Source organism: Acinetobacter sp. ATCC 27244, from assembly GCF_000156555.1.
In the GTDB taxonomy this organism is placed as follows: Bacteria; Pseudomonadota; Gammaproteobacteria; order Pseudomonadales; family Moraxellaceae; genus Acinetobacter; species Acinetobacter haemolyticus.
On sequence record NZ_GG665962.1, the window covers coordinates 1 to 17,170 of the forward strand.

Annotated in this window: 15 protein-coding genes; 10 read left to right on the forward strand and 5 right to left on the reverse strand. The window is 40.9% G+C overall.

Annotated features, from left to right (window positions below; genetic code table 11):
- Positions 1 to 23 precede the first annotated feature (23 nt).
- From HMPREF0023_RS12045 to HMPREF0023_RS12055, 3 genes are all read left to right on the forward strand, one after another.
- Positions 24 to 704, forward strand: a complete 681-nt coding sequence (locus HMPREF0023_RS12045) for a DUF305 domain-containing protein (RefSeq protein WP_000680279.1) — start codon at positions 24 to 26, stop codon at positions 702 to 704.
- An 89-nt stretch (positions 705 to 793) separates the two neighbouring features.
- Complete coding sequence (gene fdx / locus HMPREF0023_RS12050) at positions 794 to 1,132, forward strand: ISC system 2Fe-2S type ferredoxin (protein ID WP_001124186.1); 339 nt, start codon at positions 794 to 796, stop codon at positions 1,130 to 1,132.
- Between the two features lie 80 nt (positions 1,133 to 1,212).
- Positions 1,213 to 1,401 (forward strand): heavy-metal-associated domain-containing protein, encoded by a 189-nt coding sequence (locus HMPREF0023_RS12055; RefSeq protein ID WP_000394310.1) that lies wholly within the window; start codon positions 1,213 to 1,215, stop codon positions 1,399 to 1,401.
- Positions 1,402 to 1,613: 212 nt separating this feature from the next.
- On the opposite strand, the gene cueR is transcribed toward HMPREF0023_RS12055, so the two are convergent.
- Both cueR and HMPREF0023_RS12065 read right to left on the reverse strand, forming a co-directional pair.
- Positions 1,614 to 2,072: a Cu(I)-responsive transcriptional regulator gene (gene cueR, locus HMPREF0023_RS12060; protein WP_001020605.1), complete on the reverse strand. Its 459-nt coding sequence runs from the start codon at positions 2,070 to 2,072 to the stop codon at positions 1,614 to 1,616.
- Between the two features lie 10 nt (positions 2,073 to 2,082).
- Complete coding sequence (locus HMPREF0023_RS12065) at positions 2,083 to 4,569, reverse strand: heavy metal translocating P-type ATPase (protein WP_000536249.1); 2,487 nt, start codon at positions 4,567 to 4,569, stop codon at positions 2,083 to 2,085.
- 121 nt (positions 4,570 to 4,690) lie between these two features.
- On the opposite strand from HMPREF0023_RS12065, the gene HMPREF0023_RS12070 reads away from it, so the two are divergent.
- From HMPREF0023_RS12070 to HMPREF0023_RS12100, 7 genes are all read left to right on the forward strand, one after another.
- On the forward strand, positions 4,691 to 4,999 hold the full coding sequence (locus HMPREF0023_RS12070; RefSeq protein WP_000008556.1) for an ArsR/SmtB family transcription factor: 309 nt from the start codon (positions 4,691 to 4,693) through the stop codon (positions 4,997 to 4,999).
- A 262-nt stretch (positions 5,000 to 5,261) separates the two neighbouring features.
- Entirely contained in the window at positions 5,262 to 6,443 is a 1,182-nt protein-coding gene (locus HMPREF0023_RS12075; protein ID WP_000744246.1) for an efflux RND transporter periplasmic adaptor subunit, read from the forward strand.
- A gap of 3 nt (positions 6,444 to 6,446) precedes the next feature.
- Positions 6,447 to 9,611, forward strand: a complete 3,165-nt coding sequence (locus HMPREF0023_RS12080; protein WP_008942230.1) for an efflux RND transporter permease subunit — start codon at positions 6,447 to 6,449, stop codon at positions 9,609 to 9,611.
- Positions 9,608 to 11,089, forward strand: a complete 1,482-nt coding sequence (locus HMPREF0023_RS12085; protein WP_008942231.1) for an efflux transporter outer membrane subunit — start codon at positions 9,608 to 9,610, stop codon at positions 11,087 to 11,089. The genes HMPREF0023_RS12080 and HMPREF0023_RS12085 overlap by 4 nt, the downstream gene beginning before the upstream one ends.
- 76 nt (positions 11,090 to 11,165) lie before the next feature.
- A complete protein-coding gene (locus HMPREF0023_RS12090) occupies positions 11,166 to 11,549 on the forward strand; it encodes a hypothetical protein (protein WP_008942232.1) in 384 nt (127 codons plus the stop codon).
- Positions 11,550 to 11,559: 10 nt separating this feature from the next.
- Positions 11,560 to 12,099: a nuclear transport factor 2 family protein gene (locus tag HMPREF0023_RS12095; RefSeq protein ID WP_017396455.1), complete on the forward strand. Its 540-nt coding sequence runs from the start codon at positions 11,560 to 11,562 to the stop codon at positions 12,097 to 12,099.
- Positions 12,100 to 12,115: 16 nt separating this feature from the next.
- Positions 12,116 to 13,207 (forward strand): cation diffusion facilitator family transporter, encoded by a 1,092-nt coding sequence (locus HMPREF0023_RS12100; protein WP_008942234.1) that lies wholly within the window; start codon positions 12,116 to 12,118, stop codon positions 13,205 to 13,207.
- Positions 13,208 to 13,392: 185 nt separating this feature from the next.
- Here the strand turns inward: HMPREF0023_RS12100 and HMPREF0023_RS12105 are convergent, their stop codons facing one another.
- From HMPREF0023_RS12105 to HMPREF0023_RS12115, 3 genes are read right to left on the reverse strand one after another with little or no spacing between them, the layout of a single operon-like run.
- Positions 13,393 to 15,273: a hypothetical protein gene (locus HMPREF0023_RS12105; RefSeq protein ID WP_008942235.1), complete on the reverse strand. Its 1,881-nt coding sequence runs from the start codon at positions 15,271 to 15,273 to the stop codon at positions 13,393 to 13,395.
- Positions 15,274 to 15,317: 44 nt separating this feature from the next.
- Positions 15,318 to 16,706, reverse strand: a complete 1,389-nt coding sequence (locus HMPREF0023_RS12110; protein ID WP_008942236.1) for a dsDNA nuclease domain-containing protein — start codon at positions 16,704 to 16,706, stop codon at positions 15,318 to 15,320.
- A 2-nt stretch (positions 16,707 to 16,708) separates the two neighbouring features.
- Complete coding sequence (locus HMPREF0023_RS12115) at positions 16,709 to 17,170, reverse strand: Mov34/MPN/PAD-1 family protein (RefSeq protein ID WP_000913090.1); 462 nt, start codon at positions 17,168 to 17,170, stop codon at positions 16,709 to 16,711.

Below are 17,170 nucleotides of genomic sequence, written 5' to 3' on the forward strand. Positions count from 1 at the left end.
AATTGTAGTAAGAGGATAACTCCATGAAACACTTTGTTCCAATGTTAATGATCGGTGCGATTGTATTTAGTGCGGGGTGTTCCTCTTCTGACGCTCCAAAGGAAAATTCAATGAGTGAGAATAAACATGAAAGCCATTCAATGCACCATGATATGAATGGTTCAGCTAAAACAGATAATCCATCTACAAATGCCTATATGGAAGTAAATACTCGTATGCACAGCGGAATGGGTATTGATTTCACGGGAAATGCAGATACTGACTTTATGTTGGGTATGATTCCTCACCATCAGGGTGCGGTTGATATGGCAAAAGTAGTTCTTCAATACGGTTCTGATCCAGAAGTGCGTCAGCTTGCCGAGAACGTTATCTCTGCCCAAGAGTCAGAAATCAAGATGATGAATGAATGGTTGGCAAAAAACAAAAATCATTCTGGCAGCAAAAATGAAGATAGCCCATCAACTCAAGCATATATTAAGATCAATGATGAAATGCACGCAGATATGATGGTTCCATTTACAGGAAATGCTGATGTTGATTTCATGAGAGGCATGATCCCCCATCATCAAGGTGCAATTGATATGGCAAAAGTAGTTCTTCAATATGGTTCTGATCCAGAAGTACGCCAGCTTGCTGAAGATGTTATCTCTGCCCAGGAATCAGAAATCAAGATGATGAATGAATGGTTAAGTAAACATAAGTAGATACTTCTCTATTCGATATTCTTTTAAATGAGGGGCTTTTTAAAGCCCTTGTTTTATCTATAAATTTGATGAATTGAGGATTATGTTATATGCCAAAAATTATAGTTATTCCGCATGAAAAGATTTGTCCAGAGGGTGCGGAACTTGAAATTGAAAGCGGAAGTAATTTATGTCGAAGTTTATTGGATCATGGCATTCCCATAGAACATGCCTGCGATTTATCAGGTGCATGTACAACATGCCATGTTGTTCTGAAAAAAGGGTTCGACAGTTTAGAAGAAATGGATGATGTAGAGGCGGACTTACTGGATCGTGCCTGGGGGCTTACGGCCCAATCAAGACTATCTTGCCAGGTTAAGGTCCAAGATGAAAACTTGGAGGTAGAAATACCTAAGTACACAGTCAATTATATATCTGAGGGACATTAATTTTACTTTTAATGCTTGACCTTACAATTATGGCAAGGTTTATATTAAACACATCCTGAATAGTAATAGTGGAGTTAAATATGGAATTTCATGTTGAAGATATGACTTGTGGTGGCTGTGCCCGTGGTGTAACCAGAGCAATTCAAGCAATAGATGCCAATGCAAAGGTCATCACCGAACCACCCAATCGTAGTGTAAAAGTTGAAACAACTGCAACACAGCAGCAAATCGTTGAGGCTTTAACCGAGGCTGGTTTTCCTCCTCGTTAAAAACGGACGAAATGATAAAGCGACTCTCTATTGAGTCGCTTTTTTGTGGGCAATGAATTATAAGCTCAATATTTAGGAATGTTTGTGATGTTAAATTAGCAGTTATTTGACAATGTAAGTATCTAAAAGAAATGACATATTTTAGTTCATAGTTATAAATATAAAAAATAGGGAGAAGTAAAATTAATTTTACTTCTCCCTATATCCTATTGCTATTTCTTTCGGGTTAAAGGTGAAACGGAAAGCAGGTCGTTATGATGGTGAACGTCCTTTATTTCATTGTGAGGTTCTTGCAAGCCTTCAAGAATCGGACAGTCGGGTCTATTATCACCAGCACAACAGTCGATTAAGTCCTTGAGGGTATTCGCCATTTGCTGTAGGTCATTGATACGTTCTTCCAGCTTTTCACTATGACCCTGAGCAAGGCGTTTGACATCAGCACTCTGTCTACCGCGGTTATTCCATAAATCAAGTAAGTCTGATATTTCTGCTACTGAAAAACCGAGTTCACGACTTCGCTTGATAAACTTTAAACGTTCAACATCATTTGCTGAGTAAGAGCGATAACCTGCATTATTACGTCCCGCAGCAGGAATTAGGCCAATCTGCTCATAATAACGAATCATCTTGGCGGTAACTCCCGAAGCTTTAGAGACTTTACCAATGTTCATCATATCCTCCTTAGCCTTGACTGACGGATGGTGGCTGGAATCGACGTAAACGTAATGCATTGCCAAGTACAAATACACTGGACAAAGCCATTGCTCCTGCTGCAAAGATTGGGGACATCAGTATTCCATAGGCTGGGTACAATATACCAGCAGCAACAGGAATCAACATGGTGTTATAGGCAAATGCCCAGAATAAGTTCTGGTGAATATTACCAATCGTTGCTTTGGACAAGGCAATCGCATTGGCAACACCTTGTAAGTTTCCTGACATTAACACGACATCGGCAGATTCAATTGCAACATCTGTACCTGTACCAATCGCAAGTCCGACATCAGCTTCAGCCAAAGCGGGTGCATCGTTAATCCCATCACCCACAAAAGCGATATTGCCGTATTTTGCTTTCAGCTCTTTAACCGCACTGACTTTACCCTCTGGTAGAACTTCAGCAATCACTTCATCAATACCCAATTGTTTGGCAATTGCCCGAGCAGTACGAGCATTGTCACCCGTCACCATTGCTACCTTGAGACCTAATTGGTGTAGAGCCTTAATCGCTGCTGGCGTTGTGGTTTTGATTGGGTCAGCAACTGCAATAATTCCTGCCAGTTCACCATCGACAGCAACATAAAGTGGTGATTTACCCTCATCACCCAGACGCTGAGCTGTGGCAACAAATGGAGCAACATCAATACCAAGTTGAACCATATAACGGTCTGCACCAATATTGATTTCTTCATTACCATTGATGGTTGCACAGACACCCATGCCTGTGACTGAATCAAACGTATCAACTTTAGGTAAAGTCAGGTTTTCACTTTTTGCCGCATCAACAATTGCTTTAGCAATCGGATGTTCAGAACGGGATTCAACAGCCGCAACCATGCCTAGGACATAATCACGCTCAAAGAATTGAGTCACTTCAAAGTCAGTCAGTACGGGATGACCCTCTGTTAATGTCCCTGTTTTATCGACTGCAACAACTTTGGCATCCTTTAACAGTTGTAAGGCTTCGCCTTTGCGGAACAGTACTCCCAACTCTGCACCACGACCTGTACCGACCATAATTGAGGTTGGTGTCGCCAATCCCATTGCACAAGGACAGGCAATGATCAACACTGCCACCGCATTAACCAATGCAAAAGTTAAGGCTGGTGATGGACCAAAAATCAGCCAGACCAGGAATGTAAGCACTGCGGCAATCATCACCGCAGGTACAAACCATAAGGTCACTTTATCCACCACAGCCTGAATCGGCATTTTAGAACCCTGTGCCTGCTCAACCAAACGAATGATTTGAGCCAGCATAGTTTCGCCACCCACCGCCACAGCGGTAAAAGTCAACGTGCCATTCTGGTTAATGGTACCGCCCACTACATCACTGCCGATGCCTTTTTCCACAGGGATTGGTTCACCTGTAATCATGGATTCATCGACAAAGCTTTTTCCATCCGTGACTTGACCATCAACAGGGATTCTTTCCCCTGGTTTTACAATGATAATGTCACCTGCAACCACTTGGTCTATTGCAATATCCACCATTTGACCATTGCGTAAAACATGGGCAGTTTTGGCTTGTAAACTGACTAAACGCTGGATTGCTTCAGAGGTTCGCCCTTTGGCTTTTGCTTCAAGGAAACGACCCAGTAAGATTAATGCGACAATCACCGCAGCCGCTTCGTAATACACATTCACCGTTCCTGATGGGAGGATGTTTGGTATGAATGTGGCAACAATAGAAAACAAATATGCTGCTGATGTTCCCACAGCGACCAAAGAATTCATATCAGGAGCTAGACGGAATAATGCAGGAAAACCTTTCTGATAGAATCTTCGTCCTGGAATAACCAAAACCAGTGTGGTCAGTATGAATTGTAAATACCAGCTATTCTGCATCCCAATAGTTTGATCAATCAGTTGATGTACACCAGGGATAAGGTGAGATCCCATTTCCAGAATAAATACAGGTAAAGCCAACAGGGAGGCGAGAATCAAATCACGTTTAAGTTCAGCACGTTCCTGATCTTTTTTCTCAAGCTGCTCTGTCTGGTCAGGAATAGAAGCCTGAATTTCTGTGGCATCGTAACCAGCTTTATCAATTGCGGCAATCAAGGCATCGACATTTGCTGTACCACTGACCGTTGCACGCTCAGTTGCAAGATTGACATTGGCTTCTTTTACACCTGCAACGGCTTTAAGGGCTTTTTCGACACGACCTACACAACTGGCACAGGTCATGCCTTTAATTGATAATTCAATATTATTTGCAGGCACGTCATAGCCTGACTGTTCAATGGCATGAACCAGTACCTGACGATCCACAGGCTGATCAAGTACAATATCTGCACGTTCTGTCGCCAGATTGACCGAGGCTGACTGTACACCATCAACTTTTTTGAGGGCTTTTTCAACACGTCCAACACAACTGGCACATGTCATACCTTCAATTTTTAATGTAACTTTCATATTATTAGAAAGCTTATTTGTTGCTGTTCCCATAAGATATACCTATAGAGCTTATCCAGTTGCTAAGAGCATAAACCTTGCCATTATGGAAAGGTCAAGGGTAGAATATGTAAACATCTATATTTTCGCTAATGACTGGAATTTAAGTATAAATATGAGTTTTAAAGATCACCCTACAGAATTATCTCAAGAGGAGATTATGTCTTTAGCTGAAACATTTCGGCTATTGGGTGATGCTTCACGACTTAAAATTCTACTTTTTTGTATGCGTGGACCTAGTTCAGTAGGTGAAATCAGTGATGCCCTTGATTTATCCCAGTCCTTGGTCAGTCACAATCTACGTTTATTGCGTTCAGCCCGTTTAGTCAAAGGTGAACGTCAAGCTAAACAAGTCTTTTATGAAATAGATGATATTCATGTAAGTCAGGTTCTATCGGATATGGCTAAGCATATTTCAGAGTAATGTAGCAAACACTCATTTTCTTCACTCCTTTTTCTTCTTAAAAATATATACATATGATCATTTATTCATATTTGCTATTCAAGTAGCAATATTTAAGTTATTTTAGCACTAAACATATGAATGATTAAACATATGTTAATTTGTTATGTATTTTTAAGGCTGATCTATTGATCTTCCAATTATTGGAAACTCTAGCATACAGGCAACTGCTACAGAAACCTTATTGAGAGCGTGTTGTAGCATTGCATGAAAGGTAAGCACCATGAAAAAACAAATTACAGTAATTGCTGTTGCAGTGGGGGTGGCTATATCTGGTGGTTTGCTCTACACAGCAACGAATAAACCAGATGCACCCAATCCACAAGCTGCCGCAGCTCAAATGCCAGTCCCTCAAGTTCCTGTTGCGGAAGTGATTACACGGGAACTTAACCCAACCGCAGAATATACAGGCTACTTATCAGCACCACAAAGCGTTGAAATCAAGTCCCGTGTTGGTGGTGTCATTAATAGTGTTAGTGTTCCCGAGGGCAGTTATGTTCGTAAGGGACAGGTATTATTTAAAATTGATCCTGAACCTTTTCAGGTTGCTCTGAATACAGCCCAGGCACGACTGAAAGCAGCAGAGGTTCAGTACAGCCAGGCTGTTCTGGATTTTAATCGAGCAAATAAACTGGTCGAAAGTGGTGCCGTCTCCAATAAGGTTTATGACGATGCACTGGCAACCAAAAATAACCGCCAGGCTCAGGTACAGGAAGCTCAGGCAGCCGTCAGTGCAGCGAAGCTCGATTTATCTTATACCAATATTACAGCACCGATTTCAGGACGTATTGACCGTGTTCTTGTCACCAGTGGCAACTTGATTGCAGGTGGAAATACAGGCAATGCCACAGCCTTAACCACCATCGTTTCCGTCAATCCACTGTATGTTTATTTTGACCTTGATGAAAAAACCTTTCTCAATCTAAAGGGACAAAATAAATCTGGACAATTCAACTTGCCAATCGAAATGGGATTGGCAAATACAGAAACTTATCCTTATACAGGGAAATTAAACTTTGTAAGTACTCAAATTGACCAGCGTACAGGGACGCTACGGGTTAGGGCATCTATTACCAATGATTCAGGTGAATTAGCACCAGGTATGTTTGCCAGAGTTAAGCTGACCACTGGAAATAAACAGTCCACCATTCTGATAGATGATCAGGCGGTGGGTACAGATCAGGGCAATAATTTTGTTCTGGTTCTTGGTTCGAATAATACGGTTGAATTTAGGCCTGTAACACTTGGCTCGGTCGTTGATGGATTGCGGATTATTAGCAGTGGTCTGCAAACTGGCGATAAAGTCATTATTAAAGGGCTGGTTCGCCCAGGAATGCAGGTCAAGCCAAATATCGTTCCAATGCAAACGCCTACTCCGACTGAAAGTGCCGCACAGGGGAAATAAGCCATGAAGAATTTCCCTCATTTCTTTGTTAATCGGCCAATATTTGCGGTCGTGATCTCTGTGCTGATCGTCATTCTCGGTGCTTTATCACTGTTTAAACTGCCATTGAGTGAATATCCAGCCATTACACCACCGACTGTACAGGTCATGGCAAGTTATCCTGGTGCCAACCCCAAAATCATTGCCGAGACGGTTTCCTCCCCTCTGGAACAAGCCGTGAACGGTGTTGAGAACATGTTGTATATGAGTTCTCAAACCGCAGCCGATGGCAAGATGGTACTGACCGTCACCTTTAAACAGGGTACAGACCCTGATAAAGCACAGATACAGGTACAAAACAGGGTTTCTCGTGCATTGCCACGCTTACCTGAAGAAGTTCAACGCATTGGTGTGGTCACTGAAAAAACCTCACCCGATATTCTCATGGTCATCAATTTGGTGTCATCCAACAAGAATCATGATCCACTATATTTGTCCAACTATGCACTGTTAAATGTGCGTGATGAGCTTGCACGTTTACCAGGTGTTGGAAATATCGAGATTGGTGGTGCTGGTGAATATTCGATGCGTGTCTGGATTGATCCTGAAAAAGTGGCTGCCCGTGGTTTAACCGCCAATGATGTGGTTGCAGCCATTCGTGAACAAAACATGCAGGTTGCTGCGGGTTCTGTTGGTCAACAACCAAATACAACATCGGCCTATCAAGTTACTGTTAATACGCTGGGACGTTTAACCACTGAAGAGCAATTCAGTGAAATCGTGGTTAAAGCTGGTGACACTGGACAAATCACACGCCTGAAAGATGTTGCACGAATTGAACTGGGTTCTGATGCTTATACCATGCGAGCTTTACTGGATGGTAAGCCAACATCTGCCTTACAAATCTTTATGACACCAGGTGCCAATGCACTCGATGTTTCAAGTGAAGTCCGTGAAACGATGGCAGAATTGAAGAAAAGCTTCCCTGACGGTGTGGATTATAAAATTCCTTATGATCCAAATATTTTCGTAAAAGCTTCTTTGAAATCAGTCATTACCACTCTGTTAGAAGCCATTGCACTGGTTGTGCTTGTTGTCATCCTGTTCCTGCAAACATGGCGTGCATCCATTATTCCTTTAATTGCCGTTCCCGTTTCACTGATTGGTACGTTTGCAATTATGTATTATTTCGGCTTCTCCCTAAATACATTGACCTTATTTGGACTGGTACTGTCGATTGGTATTGTGGTCGATGATGCAATTGTGGTGGTGGAGAACGTAGAACGGCATATTGCATTAGGCGAATCACCAAAAGAAGCTGCCCGTAAGGCAATGTCTGAGGTGACAGGGCCAATTATCGCGATTACTGCGGTTTTATCTGCTGTATTTATTCCATCGGCATTTCTTACAGGATTGCAGGGTGAGTTCTATCGCCAATTTGCCTTGACCATTGCGATTTCAACCATCTTATCTGCAATCAACTCTTTAACACTTTCACCAGCTTTAGCAGGTATCTTGCTTAAACCACATCAAGCTGGAAATAAAAAACGTGATTTAACCGAACGCTTATTTGGTTGGTTCTTTAGAGGATTCAATCGGTTCTTTGATAAGGCATCGGACAAATATGTAGGTGCAGTCCGCAAGGGGGTACGTTTAAGTGCCATCATGCTGATTTTGTATGTAGGTTTTCTTGGCCTAACTTGGTTAGGTTTTAACAAAGTGCCGCAAGGCTTTGTTCCTGCACAGGACAAGTATTATCTAGTTGGTATCGCCCAGTTACCTACAGGCGCATCTTTAGACCGCACAGAAGCTGTAGTTAAACAGATGACGGAAATTGCACTGAATGAACCTGGTGTGGAAAGCGTCATGGCATTCCCAGGCTTTACACCAAGTGGTCCAGTCAATGTACCAAACTCTGCCTTGATGTTTGCCATGCTTGATCCATTTGAGGCTCGTCAGGACCCCTCATTATCAGCAGGAGCAATTGCTGGAAAATTAATGGGTAAATTCAGTCAGATTCCTGACGGATTTGCGGGCATCTTTCCACCACCACCAGTACCTGGCTTAGGTTCTATGGGCGGATTCAAGCTACAAATTGAAGATCGGGCTGGTTTAGGCTTTGAAACACTGGCACGTGTACAGGGCGAGATTATGGCGAAAGCCTCTCAGACGCCTGAACTTGTCGGTATGCTTGCGAGTTTCCAGGCAAATGCTCCACAGATTGAAGTTGATATTGACCGTGTAAAAGCGAAGTCACAAGGTGTACCACTGACCGATATTTTTGAAACACTACAAATCAATCTGGGGTCAATCTATATCAATGACTTTAATCGGTTTGGTCGTACTTATCGTGTAATTGCTCAGGCAGATTCCCCATTCCGTATGCAACCAGAGAACATTAATCTGTTAAAGGTGAGAAATGCAGCGGGAGACATGATTCCGCTTTCGACCTTTGTCACGATTAAGCGTAGTTCTGGCCCTGATCGTGTTATGCACTATAACAGTTTCCCATCAGCCGATATTAGTGGTAACGCTGCATCAGGTTATTCATCTGGTCAGGCAACTGCCGCAATTGAAAAAATTGTGCAGGAAACATTGCCACAAGGTATGACCTATGAATGGACCGATCTGGTCTATCAGGAAAAGAATACAGGCAATACTGCGGTCATGGTTTTTGCTCTAGCAATTATTTTGGCGTTCCTTTTCCTTGCAGCTCAATACAACAGTTGGTCAATGCCTTTTGCAGTATTACTTATTGCACCAATGGCCTTGTTATCTGCGATTGTAGGTGTTTGGGTAACTGGTAGTGATAACAACATCTTTACCCAGATTGGCTTTGTTGTTCTGGTGGGACTTGCTGCAAAAAATGCCATCTTAATTGTGGAGTTTGCCCGAGCCAAAGAGGATGAGGGTTTGAATCCTTTTGATGCAGTACTTGAAGCAGCCCGATTAAGATTACGCCCGATTCTAATGACCTCAATTGCATTTATTGCTGGTGTGATACCACTGGTATTAGCCACAGGTGCTGGTGCAGAAATGCGTCATGCCATGGGTATCGCTGTTTTCTCTGGAATGCTGGGCGTGACAATCTTTGGTTTGCTGTTTACACCCATTTTCTATGTCGTCATTCGTAATTTTATTCTGCGTAGAGAACAGGCCAAAGCACTGGTACAGGAGGGTTCAAAATGAAAAATTTAACACTTCATTTAAACCGATACACCTTCCTCAAGAAAATGAGTGTACTAACCACTGCCACTATTCTTGCAGGATGTTCAATGGCACCCATATATGAGCGACCTGTCTCTCCTGTGTCGGAACACTATCCAACAGGAGAGGCTTATCCAGGGCTGCAAGTGAACAATGGAAAGCAAACAGTCGCAGCCGATATTGGCTGGCGTGACTTTTATACCGATCCTGTCTTACTCCAACTCATCGATCATGCATTGAAAAACAATCATGATTTTAAGGTGACAGCTTTAAATGTTGAGGCGATAGAAGCACAGTATCGTATTCGTCGTGCTGACCGTTTACCGCATGTGGGTGTTACCGCAGAGTCAGCCAGTCAGCGTTTACCGTCTGATCTTGCTTATAACCCCCGCATGTATCAGGTTGGTGTTACTTCGGTCGCATGGGAAGTCGATTTATGGGGCCGAGTACGCAGTCTGAGTGATCAGGCTTTACAGAACTATTTGGCTTCTAAAGAGGTCCAGACAGCATCACAGTTAAGTCTGGTATCCGCAGTTGCTAATGCTTATCTGGTCTATAAGGCCGATCAGGAAACGTTAGGTTTAACCAAGGCGACTTTGGCGACACAGCAGAAATCCTATGACTTGACCAGGAAACTTGTTGATGTTGGTAATGCAACCCGATTTGATTTACGTCAAGCTGAAATAGGACTGCGCACCGCACAAACCAATTATGCAAAATTCTTGCGTATTACTGCACAGGATCGTAATGCTCTGGTGTTACTTCTGGGTTCACCATTAACACAGGAATTGGCGGCCCAATTGGACCAGTCCCCCAAAATTCCTGATCAGGTTGTTATGCAGGATATACCAGTTGGTTTGCCATCGGATCTACTTCAACGTCGTCCAGACATTCGTGCCGCAGAACATAAGCTTCAGGCTGCGAATGCAAACATTGGAGCAGCCCGTGCAGCATTTTTTCCATCCATTACCCTAACGGGTTCGGCGGGTACGGCAAGTTCCAGTCTGGATAATCTATTTAATGCAGGTACAGGTGCATGGAGTTTTATGCCCAAGATTAACTTGCCCATATTTAATGCAGGTTTAAATCAGGCAAATCTGGATCGCTCACACATCATGAAGCAGATTGAAGTCATCAACTATGACAAATCTATTCAAACAGCTTTTCGTGAAGTTGCTGATGGGCTGGCTGGCAAGTCCACACTAGATGAACAGATCAAATCGCAGCAGCAAATGATTGCGGCCAGCCAGGATGCCCATAAGTTGGCAACCTTACGTTTTGATGCTGGTGAAGATAATTATCTCGCAGTCCTCGACTCACAACGAACTCTGTATGCATCTCAGCAGGCACTTATACAGACCCGCCTGGAACGCCTGAATAATCAGGTCAACCTCTACAAGGCATTAGGTGGAGGCTGGAATGAACATACCGTACAGATTGAACGTAAATCTTTGAAATAGCACATCGATGGAATTCATCTTTTGATGGAAAGAGATGAATTCCTGACAAGATGAAACAGAATATGAGGTCATATAAATGAAATTTATTATCCATGATATAGAAAACTTCCCATTTGTTGAGTTTAAGCAAGATCAGGCAGTTCCAGGTTATTCACCTCAATGGCAGTTGGAAATGCAGGAATTCTTGGAAATGAGCAGTCCGTTTGTGATTGTTTATGATCAATTATCAATGCAAGAAACACCTGAAGACTTTAAACAACGTGGTCTTTGGCTTAAAAACCATAAAGATGAACTTAATCAGTTATGTAAGGCAATTATCTGCATTGAACCTGATCAGGAAAAAAGAGTTGCCATCAGAAAGATGACGGAAATGGCTGTAAAGGCATTTGGCATTCCTTATGAAATCGTCAATACCAGGGAAGACGCCGAACGGATTGTGGATGAACTTATTCAAGTCTAAGGTGAATATGATGAACACTATTTATATCAATCAATTGAAGCAAGATGTTGATGGTCAAGGGAAAAAATCAAAGCCTTTTTTCATGACATTCTTACTCATTCTTATGACGTTAGGATTAGCTTCAATTTCGCATGCAAAAGCACCGATCAATACAGCTTTGGAAACCGTGGAGAGCTATCTTAATATCTGGAATGGTACGCAGCCAGATGACCTGACTAAAGTTCTTGACACGAATGTTGAGTATTTCAATACAAGTAATGAAGAAAACCGTAAAGGTACAGCATCTGTAATTGAGGTACCCAAGTTTTTATTAACAGTCATTCCTGATCGGAAGATGACGCTTACATCCCCGCCACTCATTGTTGGTGATAAGGTTGCTGTCGAATGGCAGCTTCAGGGAACCCTCAATAAAAAAGACCAGTCTGGTAAAAAAGACGCAAAAGTAATCACTTTTAAAGGTGCTTCATTTTTTGAGGTTAAAAATAATAAGATTATATACATCGGTGATTACTACAACAATCATCCATTGCGTAGTCAGTTAGAGCCATAATCAGGAGTGCTATAAAATGTCTTCGCACAACCATACACAAGATCACAAACATAACCACTCTGAACATGATCATAACCATGATCATTCTGGGCATAAGCATAGTCATGGTAACACCCATAAGCACAACCATGATCACTCAGGACACCATCATGGTCATGGTGGTCATGATCACGACCACGATCATGACCACAGCCATATCCCAAGTAATAAAAAAATTCTGACCATAAGCTTTTTACTGATTACCATTTTTATGGTAGTGGAATTTATAGGTGGTTTTATTACCAATAGTTTGGCCTTGATTTCAGATGCCGGTCACATGCTGAGTGACTCTGTTGCACTTGGTATTGCACTTGCAGCAGTCTTCATCGGTCAAAAACAGATTACCAAAAATAAAACATACGGCTATCAACGCTTTGAAATACTGGCTGCTGCATTGAATGGTATTACACTGGTTGGTATCGCACTGTATATCTTTATTGAGGCAATTCTACGGTTTCAGCAACCACAACATATTGAAGTACAAGGGATGTTGATCGTTGCTAGTATTGGATTGCTGATTAATATCATTGTTGCAGTAATGATTTTTAAAGGTAGTGATACCGAACACGACTTGAATATGCGAGGTGCTTACCTGCATGTACTCAGTGATTTGTTAGGTTCTATTGGCGCAATTGCTGCTGCGCTATGTATCTACTTCTTTGGATGGGCCTGGGCAGATACTTTAGCCAGTGTTCTAGTTGCAATACTTGTTCTTCGCAGTGGATATTCAGTTGTAGTAAAGGCTTCGCATGTTTTAATGCAGGGTACACCAGAAAAATTTGACTTGGCAGAAATCAAAGAAACCATTCTTCAAGACCAGCGAATTCAAGGTGTACATGATTTACATATATGGAGTCTGACAAGTAAACGTTATATTTTATCCTGCCATATTGTTGTAAGTGAAGAAATGAGTATGCAGGAAGTGCAGATACTCTTACATGATCTGGAGAATGTCATACAAAATCTAGGTATTGAGCATGTCACTATTCAGGCTGAAACATCACTCAACAATCACGATGATATTCATCATTGCATTATTGAAAATATACCAAAGGATTCAGAACACTGAGTTTAAAAAGGTTAAATATTCCTAATATAGGTGCTTATCTAGTCACAAGTGGTACCCAAGTTTAATGGCACTTAAAAGTGCCATTAAACTATATATAATTCAATTTGATATGTAATAAAATTACCCATAGGAAAGAATTATGGAATAGGCTAAAAGAAGATGGTCACAATTGTAAGATTCGAAAATTATTTTTCCTCCTTTTCCTCCTTTTCCTCCTTTTCCTCCTTTTCCTCCTTTAACTTGATATTCGTAATTCCAATTTTTCTTAGAGCATTCAATAACGTTGATTCACCCTCTGACAAGCCAGCAGATTTTGAATGTCTAAAAACAAATAATTGAGTAACCAAATTGGAGCCTAGGAGAGTTGTCGTATAAGAGCCCTCTGACAAAGGCAGGCTCTCCATGAGCCCAGAAATATACTGCTCAAATTGTTCTACGGTTCTTGACCTAAATATTAGACCAGCATGCCCACGCTCCTTGAGAACACTTTCCCCATCTACAGTTGAAACGTAAGTCGCTGGTTGTATATCGAAAAGATAAACTGGAGGGCAATTTACAAGAGATAATCGGATGACCAATGCTCCACGAAGTGCTGTTTTATTTGAGTTTGCATAACACCAATTTTTATAAGTTTGTTTTTCTCCATCTGTAATATCTTTATTATTTAATGTTTCTGAATTAACGAAAAAAGCCATGAGAGTGGGTTTATCGCTGTAATCAAACTCTTCCTCAAAAGTATAATAGTGGACTGCATTGACAATACTGGGATTTAACGAGCGTGCCTTTAAACATGCATTCCATAGGCCCATGATTCTTCCATGATATGGAGCTTCAAACTCTGTATCTCCATTAGTGGTCGGGTTAATTTGGACATTTAGAACTTCCTTAGAGCTATCAGGTTCTCCTGTACCAACTGTATTGGTTTCTTTAGTATTTTTCTTTCTCTGTGGTTGGGTGATGGTTCTTTCATACTTTGTTTTACTTTTTTCCCCGATAGGGCCTGAACCTAACCATGTAAATTCATGACCTAAAATAACCGATTGTAATAATGGTTTGCGCCCTCCTTGATCTTCAGATACGTTAATCTGACCAGGACCTAGTTGCAACTGAGGAGGATTAGGTGAGTTGACATCTACAGGTTTCTTAATGCGGTGAATTACCTTTGGAACACGTCTGATAAGTGTTTGATCAGGTAGTTCTATTCCAAGAATTGTCAAGGCTAAAAAAGCATTGGTGTCAGGAATACAAAAACCTGAAACCCTAATTTTTCTCGTTTCCTTATGCCACGGCATTACTTTAGGGTATATATGGTTTCTTTGGATAAAATCATCATGTTTTGCAATACTGCTAAATAAGATTCTTACGGCATCTTGGGTATATTCGCTATATTTATAGTAGGCAATAAATACATGATCATCTGATGTGAGACTATCACCTATAAGGATAGTCCATGTATTTTCTTCTTCTGGATGAGGGGTGTAGAGCCTTTCATGTCTTTCGACCTCATCATATGTTGTTAGAATTCTAGGAAGTTCTGTAGAGAGGCCATATCCTCTCACCAGAAACTCAAAACAAGGTACGAGAAGCTCCTTATATTCCTGATCCTTTAAAGAGAAAGAAATACAATTTTCACGTTGGCTTGGATTAATATAAAATTTATTCTTGTCTGAGAAGAAATGATCTATTCTCCCTGTCTTTTCGTCTCGCTTATATGCTTGAACATAGGTATGTGTAAAATCCGTATGGTCAATATCAAACTCCCTTATTTCAAAGGGAAGATAGTCAACTAATCGTTCATGGTGCCAAACTGTTCCAATAGGCCAAGACATCAAATCTGTTATATTTGCATCAATAAAAATAAAATTATCTGTGGGTGTGTAATCTTCCAGAAGTTCCCTAAAAGCCACATGAACTTTAGGTTGAGCATTTCTACGATCAGCTTTTGCTAACGCCCCATACCACCAAACCATTAAGAACTTTTCAGCATTGGATTCAAGGACTTTGAATGCGGGTGATTTTTTATCTGAAGAGTTATCAGTATTTTCTTCATTAGAATGATTGTTCATGATCAACCTCTCTATTGGTAATATTATCGAATAATCAATTCTTCTTATAAGTTCAGTTCGGCTGTAGGGATATATTGCCCATCTACCCAATCGTAAAGCTGGATATCGCAAATACCATTCAAGCGATGTCCCAAGACCATTGCAAAAACTGAGGGTGCTTTAATAAAGAGGTGTAATTTAGATAACTTATTTTCGGATTTAAATGAAACTAAAGCAGATTTTGCCTCTCTCACAGCAAGATTTAGAGTCTCCATATTATCAATGGCATGAGAGCTTTCTAAATTCAATCTAGGCAAGCTCTTTACTTCATTAATCGTAGAGTCAATGTCTTTACCTATAGCTGTAGGAAATCCGATAGCGACTATGGCTTCAGTTTCACCCTGTGGTTCAACAGCTTCGATTTTAGTAAAAAATTGTCCCTCTTTCTGTTTATGGTCATCAGTGCGATAAATGAGGCCATTATGTTCTATTTCGAGTAGGAAATTACGTGTGGCACTAAAAACATAGCCAAGCATACATGCAGTGGACATTCTTTGTTTGCCATCTATAAGGAGGGTTCTACGGTCACCACTGTTATGAATGAAATCCCCAATCGATACTGCTTTTTTGATTAGGCTGTTCCAGTCGCTGGAGGTTTTTTGAGCACGATCAGGACCATTGAAATCACTAATATCTAAGTTTAAGTCTTGATACTGACTGGATGATGCTGAAAGATTAATTTTAATAGGATCTAATAGCCACTGGCTTCTATCTTCTTCAAGAGCATGGCAAATAAAATTTTCAAAGTCTTTGCGATATATTGGACCAAAAGAAGAACGAGAAATCAGGTTTTTAAACTGATCTTTTAGTTGTTTGACCTGACTCCTGAGCAGTTCAATATTTATTGTGTCTTGAATTTCACTTAGAAATATAGACTCACTATTCTCAGAATTAAAAGTTATGAAACCAACATAATCAAGAGCAAATTCAGCTAAAGAGAAATCAATTTTTTTACCAACACACCAATCAAGGTATTCCGAGCGCCCATTCACTGAAACTGAAGAGTCGTCATCATAAGAAGATCCAACCCCTCTTAATCGGTCTATTTTTGAAATTAATGGTGAGATAGCGGTGTTATAACTTGGGCATACTAAATTAAACCAAATAAAGTTTTTTGGGTGGGTATCAAAAAGACTTTTAAAACGCCTTATTTCATCCCAAAATTCCGTAGCCGTTAAGGAGTGATTTTTTGCTTCATACATTACATGTAATGACTTTTCCGAAGAAAAATAACAAACTTCTATATCACTTAATGCTTCACTCACTATATGGCTAAATGCACTTTGTGAAAGCCATAGCGGTAAGCTCCTTAATACAAATGCATCCTGATATCCAAATCCTACTCGTGCAATCGCACCACCAGTTGATTGTTTTTCTAACAGACTCGCACTCATTATTATCTCTCTAAATCTAGGGTGGATCGGTAACAGGAACCATCTGGTAGGTAGGTGTGAGCACTGCCATCAAGATGATTGTTTTTTAAATGAAAAATCAGTAAGACTACAAAATTTGCACCCACTTTTGGATCGGACACCAATTCCCTCATGGTGTGATGGTCTTTACTGCTGGGTTGTACACTGAAGAGAGGATGGCTATGCCATTCACCTAAATAGTTAAATTTTTGATAATTATTGTTTGTTGATTTATGAAAAAGACGGATTGCTTTAATAGCATCCGTAATTCCACGTACAAAGGATGCTATCGTTCCACTCTTTTGAATAGTTAATGAGTTAACTCTAAAATGGTTTGTACCAATATGCTCACCCATTAAAACACCGCCACATTCGTGGGTTCCAGACTTCAATAGGGCTTTTACCAGTAAAACTTGTATGTCAGTAGGAATGGATATTTTCAGCAT

What these genes read in the sequence shown, in the direction of transcription:
- HMPREF0023_RS12045 (WP_000680279.1), top strand. Translation starts at nt 24, where the DNA reads ATGAAACACTTTGTTCCAATGTTAATGATCGGTGCGATTGTATTTAGT.
- fdx (WP_001124186.1), top strand. Translation starts at nt 794, where the DNA reads ATGCCAAAAATTATAGTTATTCCGCATGAAAAGATTTGTCCAGAGGGT.
- HMPREF0023_RS12055 (WP_000394310.1), top strand. Translation starts at nt 1,213, where the DNA reads ATGGAATTTCATGTTGAAGATATGACTTGTGGTGGCTGTGCCCGTGGT.
- cueR (WP_001020605.1), bottom strand. Translation starts at nt 2,072, where the DNA reads ATGAACATTGGTAAAGTCTCTAAAGCTTCGGGAGTTACCGCCAAGATG.
- HMPREF0023_RS12065 (WP_000536249.1), bottom strand. Translation starts at nt 4,569, where the DNA reads ATGGGAACAGCAACAAATAAGCTTTCTAATAATATGAAAGTTACATTA.
- HMPREF0023_RS12070 (WP_000008556.1), top strand. Translation starts at nt 4,691, where the DNA reads ATGAGTTTTAAAGATCACCCTACAGAATTATCTCAAGAGGAGATTATG.
- HMPREF0023_RS12075 (WP_000744246.1), top strand. Translation starts at nt 5,262, where the DNA reads ATGAAAAAACAAATTACAGTAATTGCTGTTGCAGTGGGGGTGGCTATA.
- HMPREF0023_RS12080 (WP_008942230.1), top strand. Translation starts at nt 6,447, where the DNA reads ATGAAGAATTTCCCTCATTTCTTTGTTAATCGGCCAATATTTGCGGTC.
- HMPREF0023_RS12085 (WP_008942231.1), top strand. Translation starts at nt 9,608, where the DNA reads ATGAAAAATTTAACACTTCATTTAAACCGATACACCTTCCTCAAGAAA.
- HMPREF0023_RS12090 (WP_008942232.1), top strand. Translation starts at nt 11,166, where the DNA reads ATGAAATTTATTATCCATGATATAGAAAACTTCCCATTTGTTGAGTTT.
- HMPREF0023_RS12095 (WP_017396455.1), top strand. Translation starts at nt 11,560, where the DNA reads ATGAACACTATTTATATCAATCAATTGAAGCAAGATGTTGATGGTCAA.
- HMPREF0023_RS12100 (WP_008942234.1), top strand. Translation starts at nt 12,116, where the DNA reads ATGTCTTCGCACAACCATACACAAGATCACAAACATAACCACTCTGAA.
- HMPREF0023_RS12105 (WP_008942235.1), bottom strand. Translation starts at nt 15,273, where the DNA reads ATGAACAATCATTCTAATGAAGAAAATACTGATAACTCTTCAGATAAA.
- HMPREF0023_RS12110 (WP_008942236.1), bottom strand. Translation starts at nt 16,706, where the DNA reads ATGAGTGCGAGTCTGTTAGAAAAACAATCAACTGGTGGTGCGATTGCA.
- HMPREF0023_RS12115 (WP_000913090.1), bottom strand. Translation starts at nt 17,170, where the DNA reads ATGCTGAAAATATCCATTCCTACTGACATACAAGTTTTACTGGTAAAA.